Below are 17,310 nucleotides of genomic sequence, written 5' to 3' on the forward strand. Positions count from 1 at the left end.
TTGACAGTTCCGAAATGTCAACCGCGGCTTGACGGACCAATCTGCTCGAAATGTTCGCCTTGACGCTCGCACTGCTGCGTGGAAGCATCATTCTCAGCACAGAAAACACGATTACCACCCCCGGCCTCCTTTACGTCCGGCCGGAGCGGACCCGTGTTCCCCTGTGCGTTCTCGTCGGCACGGGCTCATCGGCACGGGAGACTCCGCCTTGATGAATGGGACGCGCCACAGCGGCGCCACATCGATCGAACTCGCCGAGGGCTGGAGCCTGGCGCGGCTCACCCCGCCGAGCAGGCTGTTCGGCGCGAACGGCCTGCGCACCGGCCCGGACGGCCGGATCTACGTGGCGCAGGTGGCGGGCAGCCGGATCAGCGCCCTCGACGTCGACACCGGCGACCTGGAGACCGTCAGCGCGCAGGGATCCGACATCGTCGCGCCCGACGACGTCGCCTTCGACGCCCGGGGCGACCTCTACGCCACCGAGTACTACGACGGGCGCGTGAGCGTGCGCGGCGCCGACGGCCGCACGCGGGTGCTGCGCGACGACGTGCCGGGCGCGAACGGCATCACCTTCCACGACGGCCGGCTGTTCGTCGACGAGTGCCGGATCGGCGGGCGCCTGCTGGAGATGGACCTGAACGGCGGCGCCCCCCGCGTCCTGCTGGAGGGCCTGCCGCTGCCCAACGCCATGGAGTTCGGGCCGGACGGCAAGCTGTACTACCCGCTCCTCGGCACCAACGACATCTGGCGGATCGACCCGGACGGCGGCGAGCCCGAGCGCGTCGCGGGCGACCTCGGCGTCCCGGACGCCGTCAAGTTCGACGCCGCGGGCCGCATCGTCTCGACCCAGGTCGGCACGGGCGAGGTCCTGCGGATCGACCCCCGCAGCGGCGAGCGCACCGTCCTCGCCACGATCGCCCCCGGCCTGGACAACCTGACGTTCGTCGGGGACCGCCTGTTCGTCTCCGGCTTCACCGGGCAGATCACCGAGATCCTCGGCGAGGGCCGGACCCGGACGGTGCTCCCGGGCGGCCTCACCTGGCCGCTGGACCTCACCGTGGGCGGCGACGGCACCCTGTACATCGCCGACGGCACGTACTTCTACGCCCTGCCGCCCGGCGGCGCGCTCCAGACGCTGGGGATGCTCTTCAGCCCCGGCTGGCCGGGCTACATCCGCGGCGTGACCGCCGCGGGCGACGGCGAGTTCGTCGTCACCACGTCCCTCGGGCAGATCTCCGCCTGGCGGCCCGCGAGCGGCGAGCACGAGGTGCTGGCGGGCGGGAACGTACCGTTCGACCAGCTCTACGGCGTGGCCGCGGCGCCGGACGGCGCCGTGGCGGCCGCCGAGCTCGGCGCCGGCCGCGTGGTGTCGGTGCGGGGCGGCAAGGTCGCGACCCTGGCCGCCGGGCTCGACCGGCCGATGGGCGTGGCGTTCGGCGCGGACGGCGCCTGCCTGGTCTCGGAGTCCGGCGCCGGACGCGTCGTCGCGGTCACCGGCTCCGGCGTCGACACCGTGGTGGACGGCCTGGAGGCGCCGCAGGGCATCCTGGTGCGCGACGGCACGCTCACGATCGTGGACGCCGGCGCCAAGACGCTGGTCGAGGTCGACCTCGGCACCAAGGCCCGCACCGTCATCGCCCGCGACCTGCCGGTGGGCGCCCCGCTCGGGGAGCCGCCGAAGCCCCTCAAGGGGCTGATGCCGTTCACCGGGCCCCAGGGCCTGTTCGCCGGCATCGCCGCCGGTCCGGACGGCACCCTCTACGTCACCGCCGACGCCGAGGGCAGCGTCCTCGCGCTCCGCAGGGCGAGGTGAGCGCGGCATGGGCCACGACTTCCTCGGCATGAGCGGACGCGTCGTCATCGTCTCCGGCGCGGCCGGCGGCGGCATCGGCACCACGGTCACGGAGATGGCCGCCCGCGCCGGGGCCACGGTGATCGCGGTGAGCCGCTCCCGGGAGAACCTGGACACGCACATCGGGCCGCTGGTGAAGCAGGGCCTGCCGGTCGTGCCGGTCGCGGCCGACGCGTCCACCGACGAGGGCATCGCGGCGGCGCTGGACTGCGCCGCGCGAGCGGACGGCGAGCTGTACGGGCTGGTCAACGTCGCGGGCGGCGCCGCGCCTTCGGAGTGGATGCCGTGGACGAGGGTGACCCGCGAGTCGTGGCGGGCGCTGCTCGCGCAGAACCTCGAAACGATGTTCTTCATGAGCCGGGCGGTCGCGGACGAGCTGCGCTCGCGGGGCCGGCCGGGGTCGATCGTCTCGATCTCCTCGATCAGCGGCATGAACACGGCGCCGTTCCACATCGGCTACGGCACGGCCAAGGCTGCGCTGGTGGCGGCGACCCGCACCATGGCCGTCGAACTGGCCCTGCACGGCATCCGGGTGAACGCCGTCGCCCCCGGCGTGACCGCGACCCCGGCCTCCCGCACCTACGTCGACGAGGACCCCGAACGGGACGCGCGCGCCATCGCCATGGGGCGGCGCGCCGCCCCGGAGGAACAGGCCGGTCCCATCCTCTTCCTGCTCTCCGATCTGTCGAGCTATATCACCGGGCAGACCATTCTGGTGGACGGCGGCCTCAACCTGAAATGGACGTGGCTGGATTCCGACAACACCTCACTATTCCTCAAGGACGAATCGTTCCGCGCGGAGATAACGCGCTTCTGAAACCCGCGGAGAAGGTCATGGGCGAAACCACGGAGAAGGTCCAGGAACTGTCGGAGCCGCAGACGATCGGCGTGGAGGCGTACATCTCCGAGGAGTACGCCAGGCGCGAGCGCGACCGGCTGTGGGCCAAGGTGTGGCAGCAGGTCGGCCGCGTCGAGGAGCTGCCCGAGGTCGGGTCCTTCCTCACCTACGAGATCCTCGACGACTCGTTCATCGTGGTGCGGACGGCGCCGGACCGGTTCCGCGCCTACCACAACGTCTGCTCGCACCGCGGCCGCCGGCTCGTCGACACCCCGCCCGGCGCGCACGACGCCCGCGGCCGGGGCCGGCAGTTCGTCTGCGGTTTCCACGGCTGGCGCTACGACATCGACGGCCGGTGCACCTTCGTGGCCGAGCGCGAGGACTGGCCGTGCGGGCTGACCGACGAGAGGATCGCCCTCAAGCAGGTCGAGGCCGACACCTGGGGCGGCTGGATCTGGATCAACCCGGATCCGGACTGCGAGCCCCTGCGCGACTACCTGGAGCCCGCCGCCACCCTCCTCGACCCGTTCCACCTGGAGAACATGCGGTACCGGTGGCGCCGCTGGCTCGTCTTCGACTGCAACTGGAAGACCGCGCTCGAAGCGTTCATGGAGACCTACCACGTCCCGTACACGCACCCGGAGTTCAGGCCCTTCGGCGCCTTCCTCGGCTGGGCGAGGGCGCAGGGCAAGCACAGCAACATCGGCTATGACGCGCCGAAGGGCATGGAGGAGAACCAGGCGAAGATCCGGGTCGGCGACGGGCCCGACGCCCGCGTGTCGACGGCCGAGCTGCAGAACTTCACCTGGGCCAACGCCAACACCAACACGACCGAGACCCTCGTCGAGGTCGCGAACCGGCTGGTCGACGAGCTGCCGGAGGGGACTCCCCCCGCCGACGTGCTCCGCTACTGGCTGGAGACGTCCCGGCGCGAGGACGCCGAGCGCGGCGTGGTCTGGCCGACCGTCGACCCCGAGATCGTCGCGAAGAGCGGCACCGCCTGGCAGATCTTCCCCAACTTCCAGATCGGGCACGGCCTGAACAACATGCTGTGCTACAGCGCCCGGCCCTACGGCTACGACCCCGACAGGTGCGTCTTCGAGGCGGCCGTCTACGAGCTGTTCCCGGCCGGCGAGGAGCCGGAGACGCAATGGGTGTTCACGCCCGAGGACGACCCGGGCTGGCGCACCGTCCTGCCGCAGGACTTCTCCAACATGGCCGCCGTCCAGCAGGGCATGAAGGCGCGCGGCTTCTCCGGCCCCAAGCCCAACCCCTACCGCGAGCGCAGCGTCGTGAACCTGCACCGCAACCTGGCCCGGTACATGGGCACCGGCGCACCGCGCGACCTCACCTGAACCACCGCCCCGCCCGAACCGCCGCCCCGCCCGAACCGCCGCCCCGCCTCAACCAACGGCCCGCCCCGAACCACCGTCCCGCATGACCCCTGAGGACTCTCGACCATGCAGCATTGCGAACCGACGCGGACACCCGAGATCGACCACGCGGCCCTCAGGGCGAAGTACCTCGCCGAGCGCGACAAACGGCTCCGCTCCGAGGGGCAGCGGCAGTACATCGCGGCCGAGGGCGCGTTCGGGGAGTTCCACGAGGGGGACCCGTACACGCCGCCCGTCCCCCGGCCCCCGATCTCGGAGGACATCGACGTCGCGGTCCTCGGCGGCGGCTTCGCGGGACTCATCGCCGGGGCCCGCCTCACCGAGGCCGGTGTGGCCGACTTCCGGATCATCGAGCACGCCGGCGACTTCGGCGGCGCCTGGTACTGGAACCGGTACCCGGGCATCCAGTGCGACACCGACTCCTACTGCTACCTGCCGATGCTCGAAGAGACCGGCTACATGCCGAAGCGGAAGTACGCCTTCGGCGACGAGGTCTTCGAGCACTGCCGGCGCATCGGCAAGCACTTCGGCCTCTACGACAGGGCGGTCTTCGGCACCCTCGTCCGCTCCCTGGAGTGGGACGAGGAGATCGGCCGCTGGCGGGTCGGCACCGACCGGGGCGACGACATCCGCGCCCGCTTCGTCGTGATGTGCCAGGGCCCGTTCAACAAGCCGAAACTGCCCGGCATCCCCGGCATCGCCGACTTCCAGGGCCGCACCTTCCACACGGCGCGCTGGGACTACGCGTACACCGGCGGCGACATGACCGGCGGCCTGGACGGACTGGACGGCAAGCGCGTCGCCGTCATCGGCACGGGCGCGAGCGGCATCCAGGTGATCCCGCACATCGCCCGCTCCGCCGGGCACCTCTACGTCTTCCAGCGCACGCCGTCCACCATCGACGAGCGCGGCGACGTGCCGACCGACCCCGAGTGGGCGAGCACGCTGAAGCCGGGGTGGCAGAAGGAGCGGCAGCGCAACTTCCACACCGCGGCGTTCGAGGCGTTCGGGCCCGGCGACCCGGACCTGGTCTGCGACGGCTGGACGGAGATCAGCCGGAACCTGGCCGCGCACCTGGACGCCACCGGCGGCTGGGCCGCGCTGGCCGACCTGCCCACGTTCCTGGAACTCAGGGAGATCAAGGACTACGAGGTCATGCAGCGGCTGCGCGACCGCGTCGACGCCCTGGTCGACGACGAGGACACGGCCGAGGCGCTCAAGCCCTACTACCGGTTCCTGTGCAAGCGGCCGTGCTTCAACGACCAGTACCTGCCGACCTTCAACCGCCCGAACGTCACCCTCGTGGACGTCTCGGGCACCAAGGGCGTCGAGCGCATCACCGAGCGGGGCGTCATCGCCCACGGCGCCGAGCACCCGGTCGACTGCATCGTCTTCGCCAGCGGCTTCGAGATCACCACCGACCTCGACCGCCGGCTCGGCATCGCGCCGTTCAGCGGGCGCGGCGGCCTGTCGCTCTACGACCACTGGGCCGACGGGTACCGCACCCTGCACGGCATCACGAGCCACGGCTTCCCGAACCTGTTCTTCACCGGGTTCGTCCAGGGCGGCGTGACCGCGAGCACGACGGCGATGTTCGAGCAGCAGGCCGTCCACATCTCCCACATCGTCAAGGAGGCGCTGGCACGCGGCGCCTCCACCGTGGAGGCCACGGCCGAGGCCCAGGACGAGTGGTGCGAGACCGTCAGAGCGACCGCGATGGAGAGCAACGCGACGTTCAACCGGGAATGCACGCCCGGCTACTACAACAGCGAGGGCGAGCAGAAGCAGCGGTCGCACCTGGGCGAGCCCTACTGGCTCGGCTTCTACGCCATGGAGGAACTGCTGCGGAACTGGCGCGACTCGGGCGCGATGGACGGCCTCGTCCTCGGCGGCGCCCCGGAGAGCGGCGTCCCGGAGAGCGGCGTCCCGGAGAGCGGCACTCATGGGTGACCTCAGGTTCGACGGCCGCGTGGCCGTGATCACGGGGGCCGGACGCGGGCTGGGGCGCGCCTACGCCCTGCTGCTCGCCTCGAAGGGGGCCAAGGTCGTCGTCGACGATCCGGGGGTCGGCCTGCGCGGCGAGGGCGCCGACGGCGGCCCCGCCGAGGCGGTCGTCAAGGAGATCGCGGCGGCCGGGGGCGAGGCCGTCGCCTGCACCGAGTCCGTGGCGACGGCCGCCGGCGGGCGGGCCGTCATCGAGTCGGCGCTCGACCGCTACGGGCGGATCGACGTCCTGATCCACAACGCCGGGATCCATCGTCCGGCGCCGCTGGCCGAGATGCCGTACGAGGACTTCGAGGCCGTCCTGGACGTCCATCTGCGGGGCGCGTTCCACGTCGTCCGGCCCGCCTTCCCGCACATGTGCGAGGCGGGCTACGGCCGGGTCGTGCTGACCTCGTCGATCGGCGGGCTCTACGGCAACCACGGGGTCGCCGATTACGCCGCCGCCAAGGCGGGCGTGATCGGGCTGTCCAACGTGGTGGCCCTGGAAGGGGCGGCGGCGGGCGTGAAATGCAACGTCGTCGTTCCCGCCGCCGTGACGAGGATGGCCGAGGGGATCGACACCTCGGCCTACCCGCCCATGGACCCCGGCCTCGCGGCCCCGGCCGTGGGCTGGCTCGCGCACGAGTCCTGCTCGATCACCGGCGAGATGCTGGTGACCATCGCGGGCCGGGTCGCGCGCGCCTTCATCGCCGAGACGCCGGGCGTGCACCGGCCGTCCTGGACGATCGAGCAGGTCGGCGAGCGGATGGCGGAGATCCGCGACACCGCCGCCCCCTGGGTCCTGCCGATCGTGCCCTCCGGCCACAACGACCACATCCGCGACAGCTTCGCAATGGCGGCCGCGCAGCCAACCCACGAGGACTGAGACACACCATGGCGGTAAAGGTCTACGAACGCATCCTGGACCTCTTCGAGGCCGAGGGCGTCGACACCCTCTTCGGCATCCCCGATCCGAACTTCGTGCACCTGTTCCATCTCGCCGAGGAGCGCGGCTGGACCGTCGTCGCCCCGCACCACGAGGCGTCCGCCGGCTTCATGGCGGAGGCCGTGTCGCGGATGACGGGGCGGGCCGCGGTGTGCGCCGGGACCCTCGGCCCCGGCATCGCCAACATGGCCCCCGCCATCATGTGCGCCAAGGTGGAGAACTCGCCGGTCGTCTTCCTGGCCGGGCAGCGCGCGCGGATCACCGAGCAGCGGGTCCGGCGCGGCCGCATCCAGTTCGTCCAGCAGGCCGGGTTGTTCGAGCCGTCGGTGAAGTACTCGGCGAGCATCGAGTACGCCGACCAGACCGACGAGATCATCCGCGAGGGCCTGCGCAGGGCCCTGACGGGACGGCCGGGGCCGGTCTACATCGAGTACCCCTCCCAGGTGATCCAGGAGGAACTGGACGTCCCGCCGGCGCTGCCGCCCGCCGCCTACCGGCTGACCGGCCAGCAGGCCGGCCCGGACCGGGTCGCCGAGGCCGCGGAGCGGATCCGCGCGGCCGAGCGGCCCGTGCTGCTCGTCGGGCACGGCGTCCACACCGCCCGCGCGGGCGAGCAGGTGAAGGCGCTCGCGGACCTCATGGCCTGCCCGGTCGTCCAGACGTCCGGCGGCACGTCCTACATCGAGGGCCTGGAGGACCGCACCTTCCCGTACGGCTTCTCCCCGGCGGCGATCGAGGCGGTGGTGACGTCCGACCTGTGCCTGGCCCTCGGCACCGAACTCGGCGAACCCGTCCACTACGGGCGGGGACGCCACTGGGTGGAGAACGAGGCGAACCGCACGTGGATCCTCGTCGAGCAGGACCCCGAGGCGATCGGCGTCAACCGGCCGATCGACGTCCCGCTGGTGGGCGACCTGCGCGCGGTCGTCCCCCAACTCGCCGACGCGCTCAAGGACGCGCCGCGCGCCGCGTCCCCCGACCTCGAGGGCTGGATCGCGCAGGACGCGGCACGGCTCACCGGCCTGGCGGCGGCGGCCCCGTCCGGCGGGTCGCCCGTCCACCCCGCGCGCCTGATCGTCGAGGCGACCGAGGTGTTCCCCGCCGACGGCATCATGGTGCGCGACGGCGGCGCCACGACCATCTTCGGCTGGACGTATTCGCAGGCCAAACCGCACGATGTGCTGTGGAACCAGAACTTCGGCCACCTGGGGACGGGCCTCCCCTACGCCGTCGGCGCCTCGGTCGCGGACGGCCGGCGGCGGCCGGTCATGCTGATCACCGGGGACTCCTCGTTCCAGTTCCACATCGCGGAGCTGGAGACGGCCGCGCGGCTGAACCTGCCTCTCGTCTGCGTCGTCGCCGTCGACTACGCGTGGGGGCTGGAGGTGGGCGTGTACAAGCGGACCTTCGGGCCGGGGTCGCGGGAGACCGGCACGCACTGGAGTACGGCGACACGCCTGGATAAGGTCGCCGAAGGCTTCGGCTGTCACGGCGAGTACGTCGAACGCGACGAGGACGTCGCCCCGGCCATCAAACGCGCCTACGCCAGCGGCAAGCCCGCCGTCGTCCACGTGGTGGTGGACCCCAAGGCCAACTCGGAGGAGATGCCGAGTTACGACGAGTTCCGCACCTGGTACGCGGAGGGGATGCAGTGATGCGCGAATACCTGAGGTTCTACATCGGCGGCGCGTGGGTCGGGGCGGCGGAGCCGCGGACCATGGAGGTCGTGAACCCCGCGACCGAGGAGGTCTGCGGAACGGTGGCGGTCGGCTCGGCCGCCGACGTGGACCGCGCGGTCGCCGCCGCCCGCGCGGCCTTCACGGGCTGGTCCGCCACCGGCAGGAAGGAGCGCCTGGAGGTCCTGCGGAACATCCTGGAGGAGTACCAGAAGCGCGGCGGCGACCTCGCCGCGGCGCTGACCGAGGAGATGGGCGCGCCCGCCTCGCTCGCGGGCGGCTTCCAGGTCGGGCTCGGTGCCGGGCATCTCGCCAAGGCGATCGAGGTGCTGGAGCGGTTCGCCTTCGAGGAGCGGCGCGGCGCCACGCTGGTCGTCAAGGAGCCGATCGGCGTCTGCGGCCTGATCACGCCGTGGAACTGGCCGATGAACCAGATCGCCGTGAAGGTGTTCCCGGCGCTGGCGACGGGCTGCACGATGGTGCTCAAGCCGTCGGAGCGGTCGCCGTTCACGGGGCAGATCATGGCCGAGGTCATGGACGCCGCGGGCGTCCCCGCCGGGGTGTTCAACCTCGTCCAGGGCGACGGGCCCAGCGTGGGCGTGCCGCTGTCGTCCCACCCCGGCGTGGACATGGTCTCCTTCACCGGTTCGACGCGCGCGGGCGTCGAGATCGCGCGGAACGCCGCGCCCGGCGTCAAGCGGGTGACGCAGGAGCTGGGCGGCAAGAGCCCGAACATCGTCCTGGACGACGCGGACTTCGCCGAGAACGTCGCCGCCGGCGTCGGCACCATGATGGGCAACTCCGGGCAGACGTGCAGCGCCCCGTCGCGGATGCTGGTGCCCGCCGCGCGGATGGACGAGGCCGTCGCCGCCGCCCGGCGGGCCGCGGAGCAGGTCACCGTGGGCGACCCGAACGGCGATGTGGTGATCGGCCCGGTGGTGTCGGCGTCCCAGTTCGAGAAGGTGCAGGCGCTGATCCAGAAGGGCATCGACGAGGGCGCCACGCTGGTCGCGGGCGGCACCGGCCGCCCGGACGGGCTGGAGAAGGGCTACTACGTGAAGCCCACCGTCTTCGCGAACGTCACCAACGACATGACGATCGCGCGCGAGGAGATCTTCGGCCCGGTCGCCACGATCATCGGCTACGACGACCTCGACCACGCGGTCGAGATCGCCAACGACACCGAGTACGGCCTGGCCGGGTACGTGGCGGGCGCCGACCTCGACCAGGCCCGCGCCGTCGCCCGCCGCATCCGGGCCGGGTGGGTCGCGGTCAACGACGGGTTCGACTTCGGCTCCCCGTTCGGCGGCTACAAGAAGAGCGGCAACGGACGCGAATGGGGCGAGTTCGGTTTCCACGACTACCTGGAGGTCAAGGGAATCCTCGGCTACGCGCCCGATGACGCCGCCTCCTGACGTGGGCGCGGGCCCTTTGGCGGGGGTCCGCGTCGTCGACCTGACGGCCATGGTCATGGGTCCGTACTGCACCCAGATCATGGCCGACATGGGCGCGGACGTGGTCAAGATCGAGCCGCCGGCCGGCGACAACACCCGCCGCGTCTCGGTCGGGCCGGAACCGGGCATGAGCGGCGTCTTCGTCAACGTGAACCGCGGCAAGCGCAGCGTCGTCCTGGACCTGCGCTCCGATGGCGGGAAGGACGCGCTGCGGGCGCTCATCGGGCGGGGCGACGTCTTCATCCATTCGATGCGCGCGAAGGCGATCGCCGAACTCGGATTCGGTTACGGGGAGGTCGCCGCCGTCAACCCGTCCATCGTCTACACCAACTGCTACGGCTACGGCCGCCGCGGCCGGAACGCGGATCTCACCGCCTATGACGACACCATCCAGGCGGAATGCGGCCTGCCCTCCGTGCAGCGGATGCTGACCGGCACGGCCGGCTACGCCGGAACCGTCATGGCCGACAAGGTCGCCGGGCTCACCGCCCTGTACGCCACGATGATGGCGCTGTTCCACCGCGAGCGGACCGGCGAGGGCCAGGAGGTGGAGGTCGCCATGTTCGAGACCATGGCCGCGTTCATGCTGGTCGAGCACGCGAACGGCGCGCTGTTCAGCCCGCCCCTCGGGCCGGCGGCCTATCCCCGCGCGGTGACGCCCGACCGCAAGCCGTACCGCACCAAGGACGGCCACATCTCCGCGCTGGTCTACAACGACAAGCAGTGGAACGCATTCGTCGGCGCCGTGCGTCCCGCATGGGCGGACGACCGTTTCGCCACCCTCGAACAGCGGGCACGCCGGATCGACGCCGTCTACGCGTCGCTCACCAAGACGTTTCTGGAGCGCACGACGAAGGAATGGCTCGATCTGCTCCGGTCGCTGGACATTCCCGCCGCGCCCGTCCGGACGCTCGACGAACTCTTCGACGATCCGCATCTGCACGACGCGGAATTCTTCGAAACGGTCGAGACCCCGAACGGCCCGGTGCGCTTTCCCGGCCCGCCCGCCTGGTTCTCGAAGACCCCGGGACGGGTCGCCGGGCCCGCCCCGAGGCTCGGCGCCCACACCGCGGAGATCCTGGACGAGACCGGCACGGGACGGCCCCGATGACCGCCTCCGGCACGATCGCGCGGGTGCTGGACGCCGCGCTGGCGGCGCGCCCGGACGCCACGGCGGTCGTGGCGGCCTCCGGCGCGTGGTCGTACGCCGAGCTGGACGACCGGGCGCGGCGCGCGGCCGGCGCGCTGTGGTCGCTCGGGGTGCGCCCCGGCGACCGGGTCGCGGCCTGCCTGCCCAACGACCTCGGCATCGTCGCGGCCTTCCACGGCGCGCAGCGCATCGGGGCCGTGTGGGCGGGGATCGGCGAGGCGCTGTCGGCCGGCGAGCAGCGGGAACTGCACGACCTCATCGACCCGGCGGCCGTCCTCGCCGGGCCGCGCTGCCGCCTCGGCTCGCCGGACGTCGTCGACCCCGGCCGCTGGGCGGAGCTGCTGGCCCGCGCCGAGGCGCCGCCCCGGCTCGACCTCGACATGGACGCTCCGGCCGGCATCGCCTTCACGAGCGGGACGTCCGGACGTCCCAAGGCTGTCGTGCACAGCCAGCGCAACCTGCTCCTGCCGGGCGCGGTCCTCGTCGCCACCCGGCGGTACGGGCCGGGTCTCCGCAAGGGCGACAGCTTCCCGCTGACGATCCTCAACCTCATGGTCCTGTCGACGCTCCTCACCGCGCAGGCCGGCGGGTGCGCGGTCATCATGGACCGGCGCGACGCCGCCGGGGTCGCGGACTGGATCTCCGGGCACGGCGTCACGGTCTGGAACGGGGCGCCCGCGCAGGTCCACGACCTCGCCCGGCGCCCGCACCCCGGCCTCGGCACGCTGGAGGAGGTGTGGAGCGGGGGCGGCGACACGCCGGACGCGCTGCGCGGGGCGTTCGCCGGCGCGCACGGCCTCGTCCCGAGGGCCACCTACGGCCTGACCGAGGCGCCGACCGTCGTGTCGATCGACCCGCCGGGGGACGCGTGGCGTCCGGGAGCGAGCGGGCGGGTGCTCCCCCACCTCGACGTCGCCGCCTACGACGACGAGGGCCGCCGCCTCCCGGCCGGGGAGCTCGGCGAGCTGCGGCTGAGCGGCTCCGCCGGCGGCCCGTGGGCGGGCGCGTGGACGCCGATGCTCGGCTTCTGGGAGGACGGCGGCGTGCGGCCCCCGGCGCCCGGCCCGATCGCCACCGGCGACGTCGGCACCGTGGACGGCGACGGACTGCTGACGGTCCTGGACCGCAAGAAGCTCGTCATCATCAGGGGCGGCGCGAACGTCTACCCGCTGGAGGTGGAGCGGGTCATCACCGCGCACCCGGACGTCGCCGGGGCCGCCGTGTGCGGGGTGCCCGACGAGCGGCTCGGGCAGCGGGTGGCCGCGGTGGTGGAGAGCGCCGGTCCGCCGCTCGACTTCGCGGCGCTCGCCGGGCTGTGCCGGCGCGAGCTGGCGGGCTACAAGGTCCCGGAGCTCTGGACGCAGGTCGACGCCCTGCCGGTGAACGCGATGGGCAAGGTGCGGCGTACCGAGCTGCCCGGACTGGTGCGAAAATCAGATTCTCATTCTTGAGAGTTATGATTACACTAGCGGCTAGTCTGATGCCCGCCGCGACCGGTTTGGAGCCCCCGTGACCGATCTGTGGAAGGACCTTCTCGGCTGCCTCGACCTCCGCGCACCGCGGCAGGACGCCGGCCGCGACGCCGCGCCGGCGGTGTTCGAGGGCGGCAACCAGCAGCTCGCCTACCACCGGCTGTTCGGCGGGCAGTTGCTCGCGCAGTGCGTCCGCGCGGCGTCCCTCTCCTGCCCGCGGAAGGCCGTCAAGTCGCTGCACGTCCTGTTCCCCCGGCCGGGAACCTCCGACGAGCCCGTCCGTTACGAGGTGGAGCGCCATCACGAGGGCCGCTCCTTCGCGACGCTGACGATCACGGCCCGGCAGGCGGCGGGCGTCCTCGCCGCGGCGTCGGCGTCCATGCACGCGCCGGAGGACGGGCGCGACCACCAGACGGCCGCCGGCGTCCCCGCCGTCCCTGGCCCGGAGCGGGGCGTGCGGTTCGATCTGCTCCCCTTCGAGACGCGGTCGGCGTCCGACCTCGACTCCCCGGAGCCCGAGCCGGCCGAGTTCGAGCTCTGGTGGCGCACGCCGGCGGTCGATCCCGGGCTGGCGCCCGCCCTGGCCGCGTACGCGACGGACCTGACCCTCATCGGCACCGCGCTGCGCCCGCTCGACGGCGTCGGCCAGCGCGACGCCGGCCGGGCCTTCACCTCCGGCGTCACCTCGCACACCCTCTGGTTCCACCGGCCGTTCACCACGGACCGCTGGCTGCTGCTCCGCCAGCACGGCCCCGTCGTCGCGCACGGCCGCTGCTTCGGCCGGGGCGACGTCCTCACCGAGGACGGCTCGCTGGTCGCCTCCTACGCCCAGGAGGCGCTCCTGCGCTTCCGGCCGTGACCGTCAGCGGGCGGCGGCGGGCCCGCCGTCGACGGTGATCGCGCGCTCCGGGCACTGGCCCGCCGCCCGCCGCACCGGCCCGGCGAGGTCGGCGGGGATCTCCGCGACCGTCACCTCGGAATAGCCGTCGTCGGTGAGGGCGAAGACGCCGGGGCACGTGACGACGCACACCCCGTGCCCGGCGCAGAGGTCCGGATCGACCGACGCCCTCACGAGCCGCTCCCGGCGGGGGTGAACTCGACGTGCAGCTGGGTGAGCCCGCGGAGGATGAACGTCGGCAGGTACTTGTAGCGCCGGTCTCCGGCGGGGCCGTGCCGCGCCTCGTCGACGCGGATCCCGGCGGTGCGGTCGAGCAGCCTGCTGAGGCTGACCACCGCCTCGGCCCGTGCCAGCGGAGCGCCCGGGCAGCTGTGCGGGCCGCGGCCGAACGCCACGTGGCTGCGGGCGTTCGCGCGATCGATGTCGAAGACGCCGGGCTCGGGGAACCTGCGGGCGTCGCGGTTGGCCGCCGCGTTGAGCAGCATCACCGTGGTGCCCGCCGGGAGATCGACCCCGCCGACGGTGACCGGGACCTTGGACAGCCGGAAGTCGCCGCGCACCGGGCTCTCGTAGCGGAGGGTCTCCTCGACGAAGTTCGGGATCAGGTCGCGGTTCGCGCGCAGCCGCGCCTGGAGCGCGGGGTCCTCGGCGATCAGCAGCACCGCCGTGCCGAGCAGCCGGACCGTGGTCTCCTGGCCGGCGGCGAACAGGTTGGCCGCGACGCGCACCACGTCGATCACCTCCGGGGTGCTCCCGTCCGGGAAGGTGGCCGACGCGAGGCCCGTCAGGACGTCGCCGCGCGGGCTGCGCCGGCGGTCCTCGATGTACTCGCCGAACTTGCCGTACAGGTACTCCAGCGGCGAGTGCTCCAGCGCGTCGCCCTCCTTGCTGCTGCCGATCACGCTTCCGCTGAGCAGCGCCTCCCGGAACTCGGCGTGCTCGGACTCCGGGACGCCGAGCAGGGCCGCGATGACGAGCATCGCGAACGGGGCGGCGTACCCGGCGTTGAACTCGCAGCGCCCGCCGGCCAGGGCCTCGTCGAACTGGCGGTCGGCGAGCCGCCACATGAACTCCTCGTTCTCCTTCAGCCGCCGCGGCGTGATCATCCGGGACAGCAGCCCCCGGTGCGCGGTGTGGACGGGCGGGTCCATCGTCGGCAGCTGGTCGCTGAACGGCAGGTCGTCGCGGTGCTCGGCGATCAGCGCGGAGACGTCGTCGCCCTCCAGCGGGACGGGGAACCCGGGGAACGGGCCGGTGACGGAGGTGCAGGACGAGAAGCGCTCGGCGTCGTTGTAGATCGCGACGGCCTCCTCGTACCCGGTGACCATGACCACGCCGTGGTGCCTCTCCCGGCGGACCGGGCACTCGCCGCGCAGGGCGTCGAGGTAGGCGTACGGGTCGTGCAGGACCTCGTTGTTCGTGAAGAAGTCGACGGCATCGATGTCGGTCATCGCTCTCGTCCTCCCGCGAGCGGGCGCGGCGCGGCGCCGTGCAGGTCACGTGCTCGGAAACTACATTCTCATATTCGGCAAATCAACTATACAATGCCGAGAACGAGCGAAGCGAGCGCAAGGGAGCCCCCCGTATGATCGCGAAGACCGCCGGCCGGACCGCCGTCGTCACCGGCGGCGCCTCCGGCATCGGCCGGGCCATCGCCGAGCGGCTGGCCGCCGACGGCCACCGGGTCGCCGTCCTCGACCTCAACCCGTCCGGCGCGGCGGGATACAAGGCCGACGTGACCGACCGCGCCCAGATCGACGCGGCGCTCGCCGAGGTCAGGCAGGACCTCGGCCCCGTCACCATCCTGGTGAACGCCGCCGGGCGCGACGGCTTCAAGCGCTTCACCAAGCTCTCGTTCGAGGAATGGCAGCGGGTCGTCGACGTCAACCTGCACGGCACCTTCCACTGCATCCAGGCGGCGCTCCCCGACATGCTGGAGGCCGGCTGGGGACGGATCGTCAACATCTCGTCGTCCAGCACGCACTCCGGGCAGCCGTTCATGGCGCACTACGTGGCGGCGAAGTCGGGCGTCAACGGCCTGACGAAGGCGCTGGCCCTGGAGTTCGGCCCGAAGGGCATCACGGTCAACGCGATCCCGCCCAGCTTCATCGACACCCCGATGCTGCGCAGCGCCGCCGAACGCGGTCTCCTCGGCGGAACGGTCGAGGACCACATCGAGCGCACCCCCGTCCGCCGCGTCGGCCTCCCCGAGGACATCGCCGCCGCCTGCTCCTTCTTCACCTCCGAGGAGGCGGGCTACGTCACCGGCCAGATCCTCGGCGTCAACGGCGGCCGCAACACCTGACCGCCCGCCGTCAGGTGCCGCGGGCGTGAGGCCCGGGCCCGCGCGGCCCGGGCCTCACGCGTCCCGCGTCAGGTGACGCCGGCGTCGAAGGCCTGGAGGGCCTCGGTGACCGGCTGGAAGAAGGTGACGCCGCCGCTCTGGCAGTCGCCCGACCCGCCCGAGGTGAGGCCGAGGGCGGTGTCCCCGGCGAAGAGCGGGCCGCCGCTGTCGCCGGGCTCCGCGCAGACGTCCGTCTGGATCATCCCGCTGACGGTGCCCTCCGCGAAGTTGACGGTGGCGTCGGTGGCGAGGACGCGGCCGGTGTGGACGCCGGTGGTGCTGCCGCTGCGGGCGACGCGCTGGCCGACGACGGCCTCGGCCGCCTGCGCGATGTCCTGCGACTGGCCGTTGTAGAGGTTGATCTCGCCTTCGCCGGCGGCGCCGTCCTCGACCTGGACGAGCGCGAAGTCGTTGCCCGGGAAGCTGCTCTGCACGGTGGTGCCGAGCGGCTGGCCGCCCTGCTGGTCGGCGGTCCAGTTCTGGACGGCGTTGCCGCAGTGCCCGGCGGTGAGGAAGAAGTCCTGCTGACCGCGCTGGACGTTGAAGCCCAGCGAGCAGCGCGCGCCCTGGCCGAAGATGGCGTCGCCGCCGAGGGCGAGGGTGTGCAGGCGGCCCGGGAAGCGCACCATCCGGACCGCCGTGCCCATCCGGGCGGCCGTGCGCCGGACGGCGGCCATCCGGGCGCCGGTCACGGAGGCGTCCGTCCAGACGGTCACCTTCGAGGTGGCGGGGTCGACGGCCCAGCCGGTGCCGGGGATGTCGGCGAAGGAGCTGCGCAGGCCGGCGGTGACCCTGCGCAGTTCGGCGGGGCTCCGCCGCGTCGTCTTGGGGACGGCGCCCGCGGCGCGGACCGCGGCGGCGTCGGTGGCGTTCGTCACCGTGACGACGGGCCGTCCCGCCGAGTCGATGTAGGCGCCGGTCGTGCGGTCGCCGAGCCGCTCGGCGAGCCGGGCCGCCGTGGCGGCGGCCCGCCCGTCGAGCTGCGCGGTCGCCGATCCGGCGGGCCGGCGGCCGGCTCGGGCGTCGCCGGCGAGGCTGGCCTCCCGGCCGCCGGAACCGGACTCCGCGTGCACCACGTACAGCGCGCCGGCCAGGAGCCCGGCGGATCCGGCGGCCGCCGCGGTCGTCGTGACCGCGGTGCGCAGCCGGCTGTTCCTCACGCTCATGAACCCTCCCGGGGCGTCGATCTTCGCGTGGGGGTACGCGCCCGGGCGGCGCGGCGTTCAATCCGTCCCGGGCCCGGCACGGGGCGTCCGGCCCTCGGCCTCGCCTTGTGCGGTCATGCTTGTTTGTGGATGATTAG

At 72.7% G+C, this 17,310-nt stretch carries 14 protein-coding genes; 11 read left to right on the forward strand and 3 right to left on the reverse strand.

The window, feature by feature from the left end:
* The first annotated feature begins 211 nt into the window (after positions 1-211).
* From ACA511_RS26845 to ACA511_RS26890, 10 genes are all read left to right on the forward strand, one after another.
* A complete protein-coding gene (locus ACA511_RS26845; RefSeq protein WP_375027378.1) occupies positions 212-1,813 on the forward strand; it encodes an SMP-30/gluconolactonase/LRE family protein in 1,602 nt (533 codons plus the stop codon).
* Positions 1,814-1,820: 7 nt separating this feature from the next.
* Positions 1,821-2,669, forward strand: coding sequence for an SDR family NAD(P)-dependent oxidoreductase (locus tag ACA511_RS26850; RefSeq protein WP_375027379.1), 849 nt, complete (start codon positions 1,821-1,823; stop codon positions 2,667-2,669).
* 17 nt (positions 2,670-2,686) lie between these two features.
* Positions 2,687-4,045: an SRPBCC family protein gene (locus ACA511_RS26855; protein WP_375027380.1), complete on the forward strand. Its 1,359-nt coding sequence runs from the start codon at positions 2,687-2,689 to the stop codon at positions 4,043-4,045.
* A gap of 105 nt (positions 4,046-4,150) precedes the next feature.
* A complete protein-coding gene (locus ACA511_RS26860) occupies positions 4,151-6,034 on the forward strand; it encodes a flavin-containing monooxygenase (RefSeq protein ID WP_375027381.1) in 1,884 nt (627 codons plus the stop codon).
* The gene (locus tag ACA511_RS26865; RefSeq protein ID WP_375027382.1) at positions 6,027-6,953 is read left to right on the forward strand and encodes an SDR family NAD(P)-dependent oxidoreductase; all 927 of its coding nucleotides are present in this window, start codon (positions 6,027-6,029) and stop codon (positions 6,951-6,953) included. The genes ACA511_RS26860 and ACA511_RS26865 overlap by 8 nt, the downstream gene beginning before the upstream one ends.
* 8 nt (positions 6,954-6,961) lie before the next feature.
* Positions 6,962-8,668, forward strand: coding sequence for a thiamine pyrophosphate-binding protein (locus ACA511_RS26870; protein WP_375027383.1), 1,707 nt, complete (start codon positions 6,962-6,964; stop codon positions 8,666-8,668).
* The gene (locus tag ACA511_RS26875) at positions 8,668-10,104 is read left to right on the forward strand and encodes an aldehyde dehydrogenase family protein (protein WP_375027384.1); all 1,437 of its coding nucleotides are present in this window, start codon (positions 8,668-8,670) and stop codon (positions 10,102-10,104) included. Before ACA511_RS26870 ends, ACA511_RS26875 begins: the two co-directional genes overlap by 1 nt.
* Positions 10,088-11,254 carry a CaiB/BaiF CoA transferase family protein gene (locus ACA511_RS26880; RefSeq protein ID WP_375027385.1) on the forward strand — a complete coding sequence of 389 codons (1,167 nt, stop codon included), beginning with the start codon at positions 10,088-10,090 and terminating at the stop codon, positions 11,252-11,254. Before ACA511_RS26875 ends, ACA511_RS26880 begins: the two co-directional genes overlap by 17 nt.
* Positions 11,251-12,744 carry an AMP-binding protein gene (locus ACA511_RS26885; RefSeq protein ID WP_375027386.1) on the forward strand — a complete coding sequence of 498 codons (1,494 nt, stop codon included), beginning with the start codon at positions 11,251-11,253 and terminating at the stop codon, positions 12,742-12,744. Before ACA511_RS26880 ends, ACA511_RS26885 begins: the two co-directional genes overlap by 4 nt.
* A gap of 58 nt (positions 12,745-12,802) precedes the next feature.
* Positions 12,803-13,624, forward strand: coding sequence for an acyl-CoA thioesterase (locus tag ACA511_RS26890; protein ID WP_375027387.1), 822 nt, complete (start codon positions 12,803-12,805; stop codon positions 13,622-13,624).
* A 3-nt stretch (positions 13,625-13,627) separates the two neighbouring features.
* Here the strand turns inward: ACA511_RS26890 and ACA511_RS26895 are convergent, their stop codons facing one another.
* Positions 13,628-13,837: a ferredoxin gene (locus ACA511_RS26895; RefSeq protein ID WP_375027388.1), complete on the reverse strand. Its 210-nt coding sequence runs from the start codon at positions 13,835-13,837 to the stop codon at positions 13,628-13,630.
* Complete coding sequence (locus ACA511_RS26900; protein WP_375027389.1) at positions 13,834-15,114, reverse strand: cytochrome P450; 1,281 nt, start codon at positions 15,112-15,114, stop codon at positions 13,834-13,836. The genes ACA511_RS26895 and ACA511_RS26900 overlap by 4 nt, the downstream gene beginning before the upstream one ends.
* 134 nt (positions 15,115-15,248) lie before the next feature.
* Here ACA511_RS26900 and ACA511_RS26905 point away from each other — a divergent pair, with 134 nt between their 5' ends.
* Complete coding sequence (locus ACA511_RS26905) at positions 15,249-15,968, forward strand: SDR family NAD(P)-dependent oxidoreductase (RefSeq protein ID WP_375027390.1); 720 nt, start codon at positions 15,249-15,251, stop codon at positions 15,966-15,968.
* Positions 15,969-16,036: 68 nt separating this feature from the next.
* On the opposite strand, the gene ACA511_RS26910 is transcribed toward ACA511_RS26905, so the two are convergent.
* Positions 16,037-17,173, reverse strand: coding sequence for a S1 family peptidase (locus ACA511_RS26910; protein ID WP_375027391.1), 1,137 nt, complete (start codon positions 17,171-17,173; stop codon positions 16,037-16,039).
* Between the last annotated feature and the right edge of the window lie 137 nt (positions 17,174-17,310).

This window comes from Actinomadura sp. GTD37, assembly GCF_041951365.1.
GTDB lineage: Bacteria > Actinomycetota > Actinomycetes > Streptosporangiales > Streptosporangiaceae > Spirillospora.

Coding starts and splice junctions, on each gene's coding strand:
- ACA511_RS26865 (WP_375027382.1), top strand. CDS start 6,027: ATGGGTGACCTCAGGTTCGACGGCCGCGTGGCCGTGATCACGGGGGCC.
- ACA511_RS26875 (WP_375027384.1), top strand. CDS start 8,668: ATGCGCGAATACCTGAGGTTCTACATCGGCGGCGCGTGGGTCGGGGCG.
- ACA511_RS26885 (WP_375027386.1), top strand. CDS start 11,251: ATGACCGCCTCCGGCACGATCGCGCGGGTGCTGGACGCCGCGCTGGCG.
- ACA511_RS26855 (WP_375027380.1), top strand. CDS start 2,687: ATGGGCGAAACCACGGAGAAGGTCCAGGAACTGTCGGAGCCGCAGACG.
- ACA511_RS26900 (WP_375027389.1), bottom strand. CDS start 15,114: ATGACCGACATCGATGCCGTCGACTTCTTCACGAACAACGAGGTCCTG.
- ACA511_RS26850 (WP_375027379.1), top strand. CDS start 1,821: ATGGGCCACGACTTCCTCGGCATGAGCGGACGCGTCGTCATCGTCTCC.
- ACA511_RS26860 (WP_375027381.1), top strand. CDS start 4,151: ATGCAGCATTGCGAACCGACGCGGACACCCGAGATCGACCACGCGGCC.
- ACA511_RS26905 (WP_375027390.1), top strand. CDS start 15,249: ATGATCGCGAAGACCGCCGGCCGGACCGCCGTCGTCACCGGCGGCGCC.
- ACA511_RS26870 (WP_375027383.1), top strand. CDS start 6,962: ATGGCGGTAAAGGTCTACGAACGCATCCTGGACCTCTTCGAGGCCGAG.
- ACA511_RS26910 (WP_375027391.1), bottom strand. CDS start 17,173: ATGAGCGTGAGGAACAGCCGGCTGCGCACCGCGGTCACGACGACCGCG.
- ACA511_RS26845 (WP_375027378.1), top strand. CDS start 212: ATGAATGGGACGCGCCACAGCGGCGCCACATCGATCGAACTCGCCGAG.
- ACA511_RS26880 (WP_375027385.1), top strand. CDS start 10,088: ATGACGCCGCCTCCTGACGTGGGCGCGGGCCCTTTGGCGGGGGTCCGC.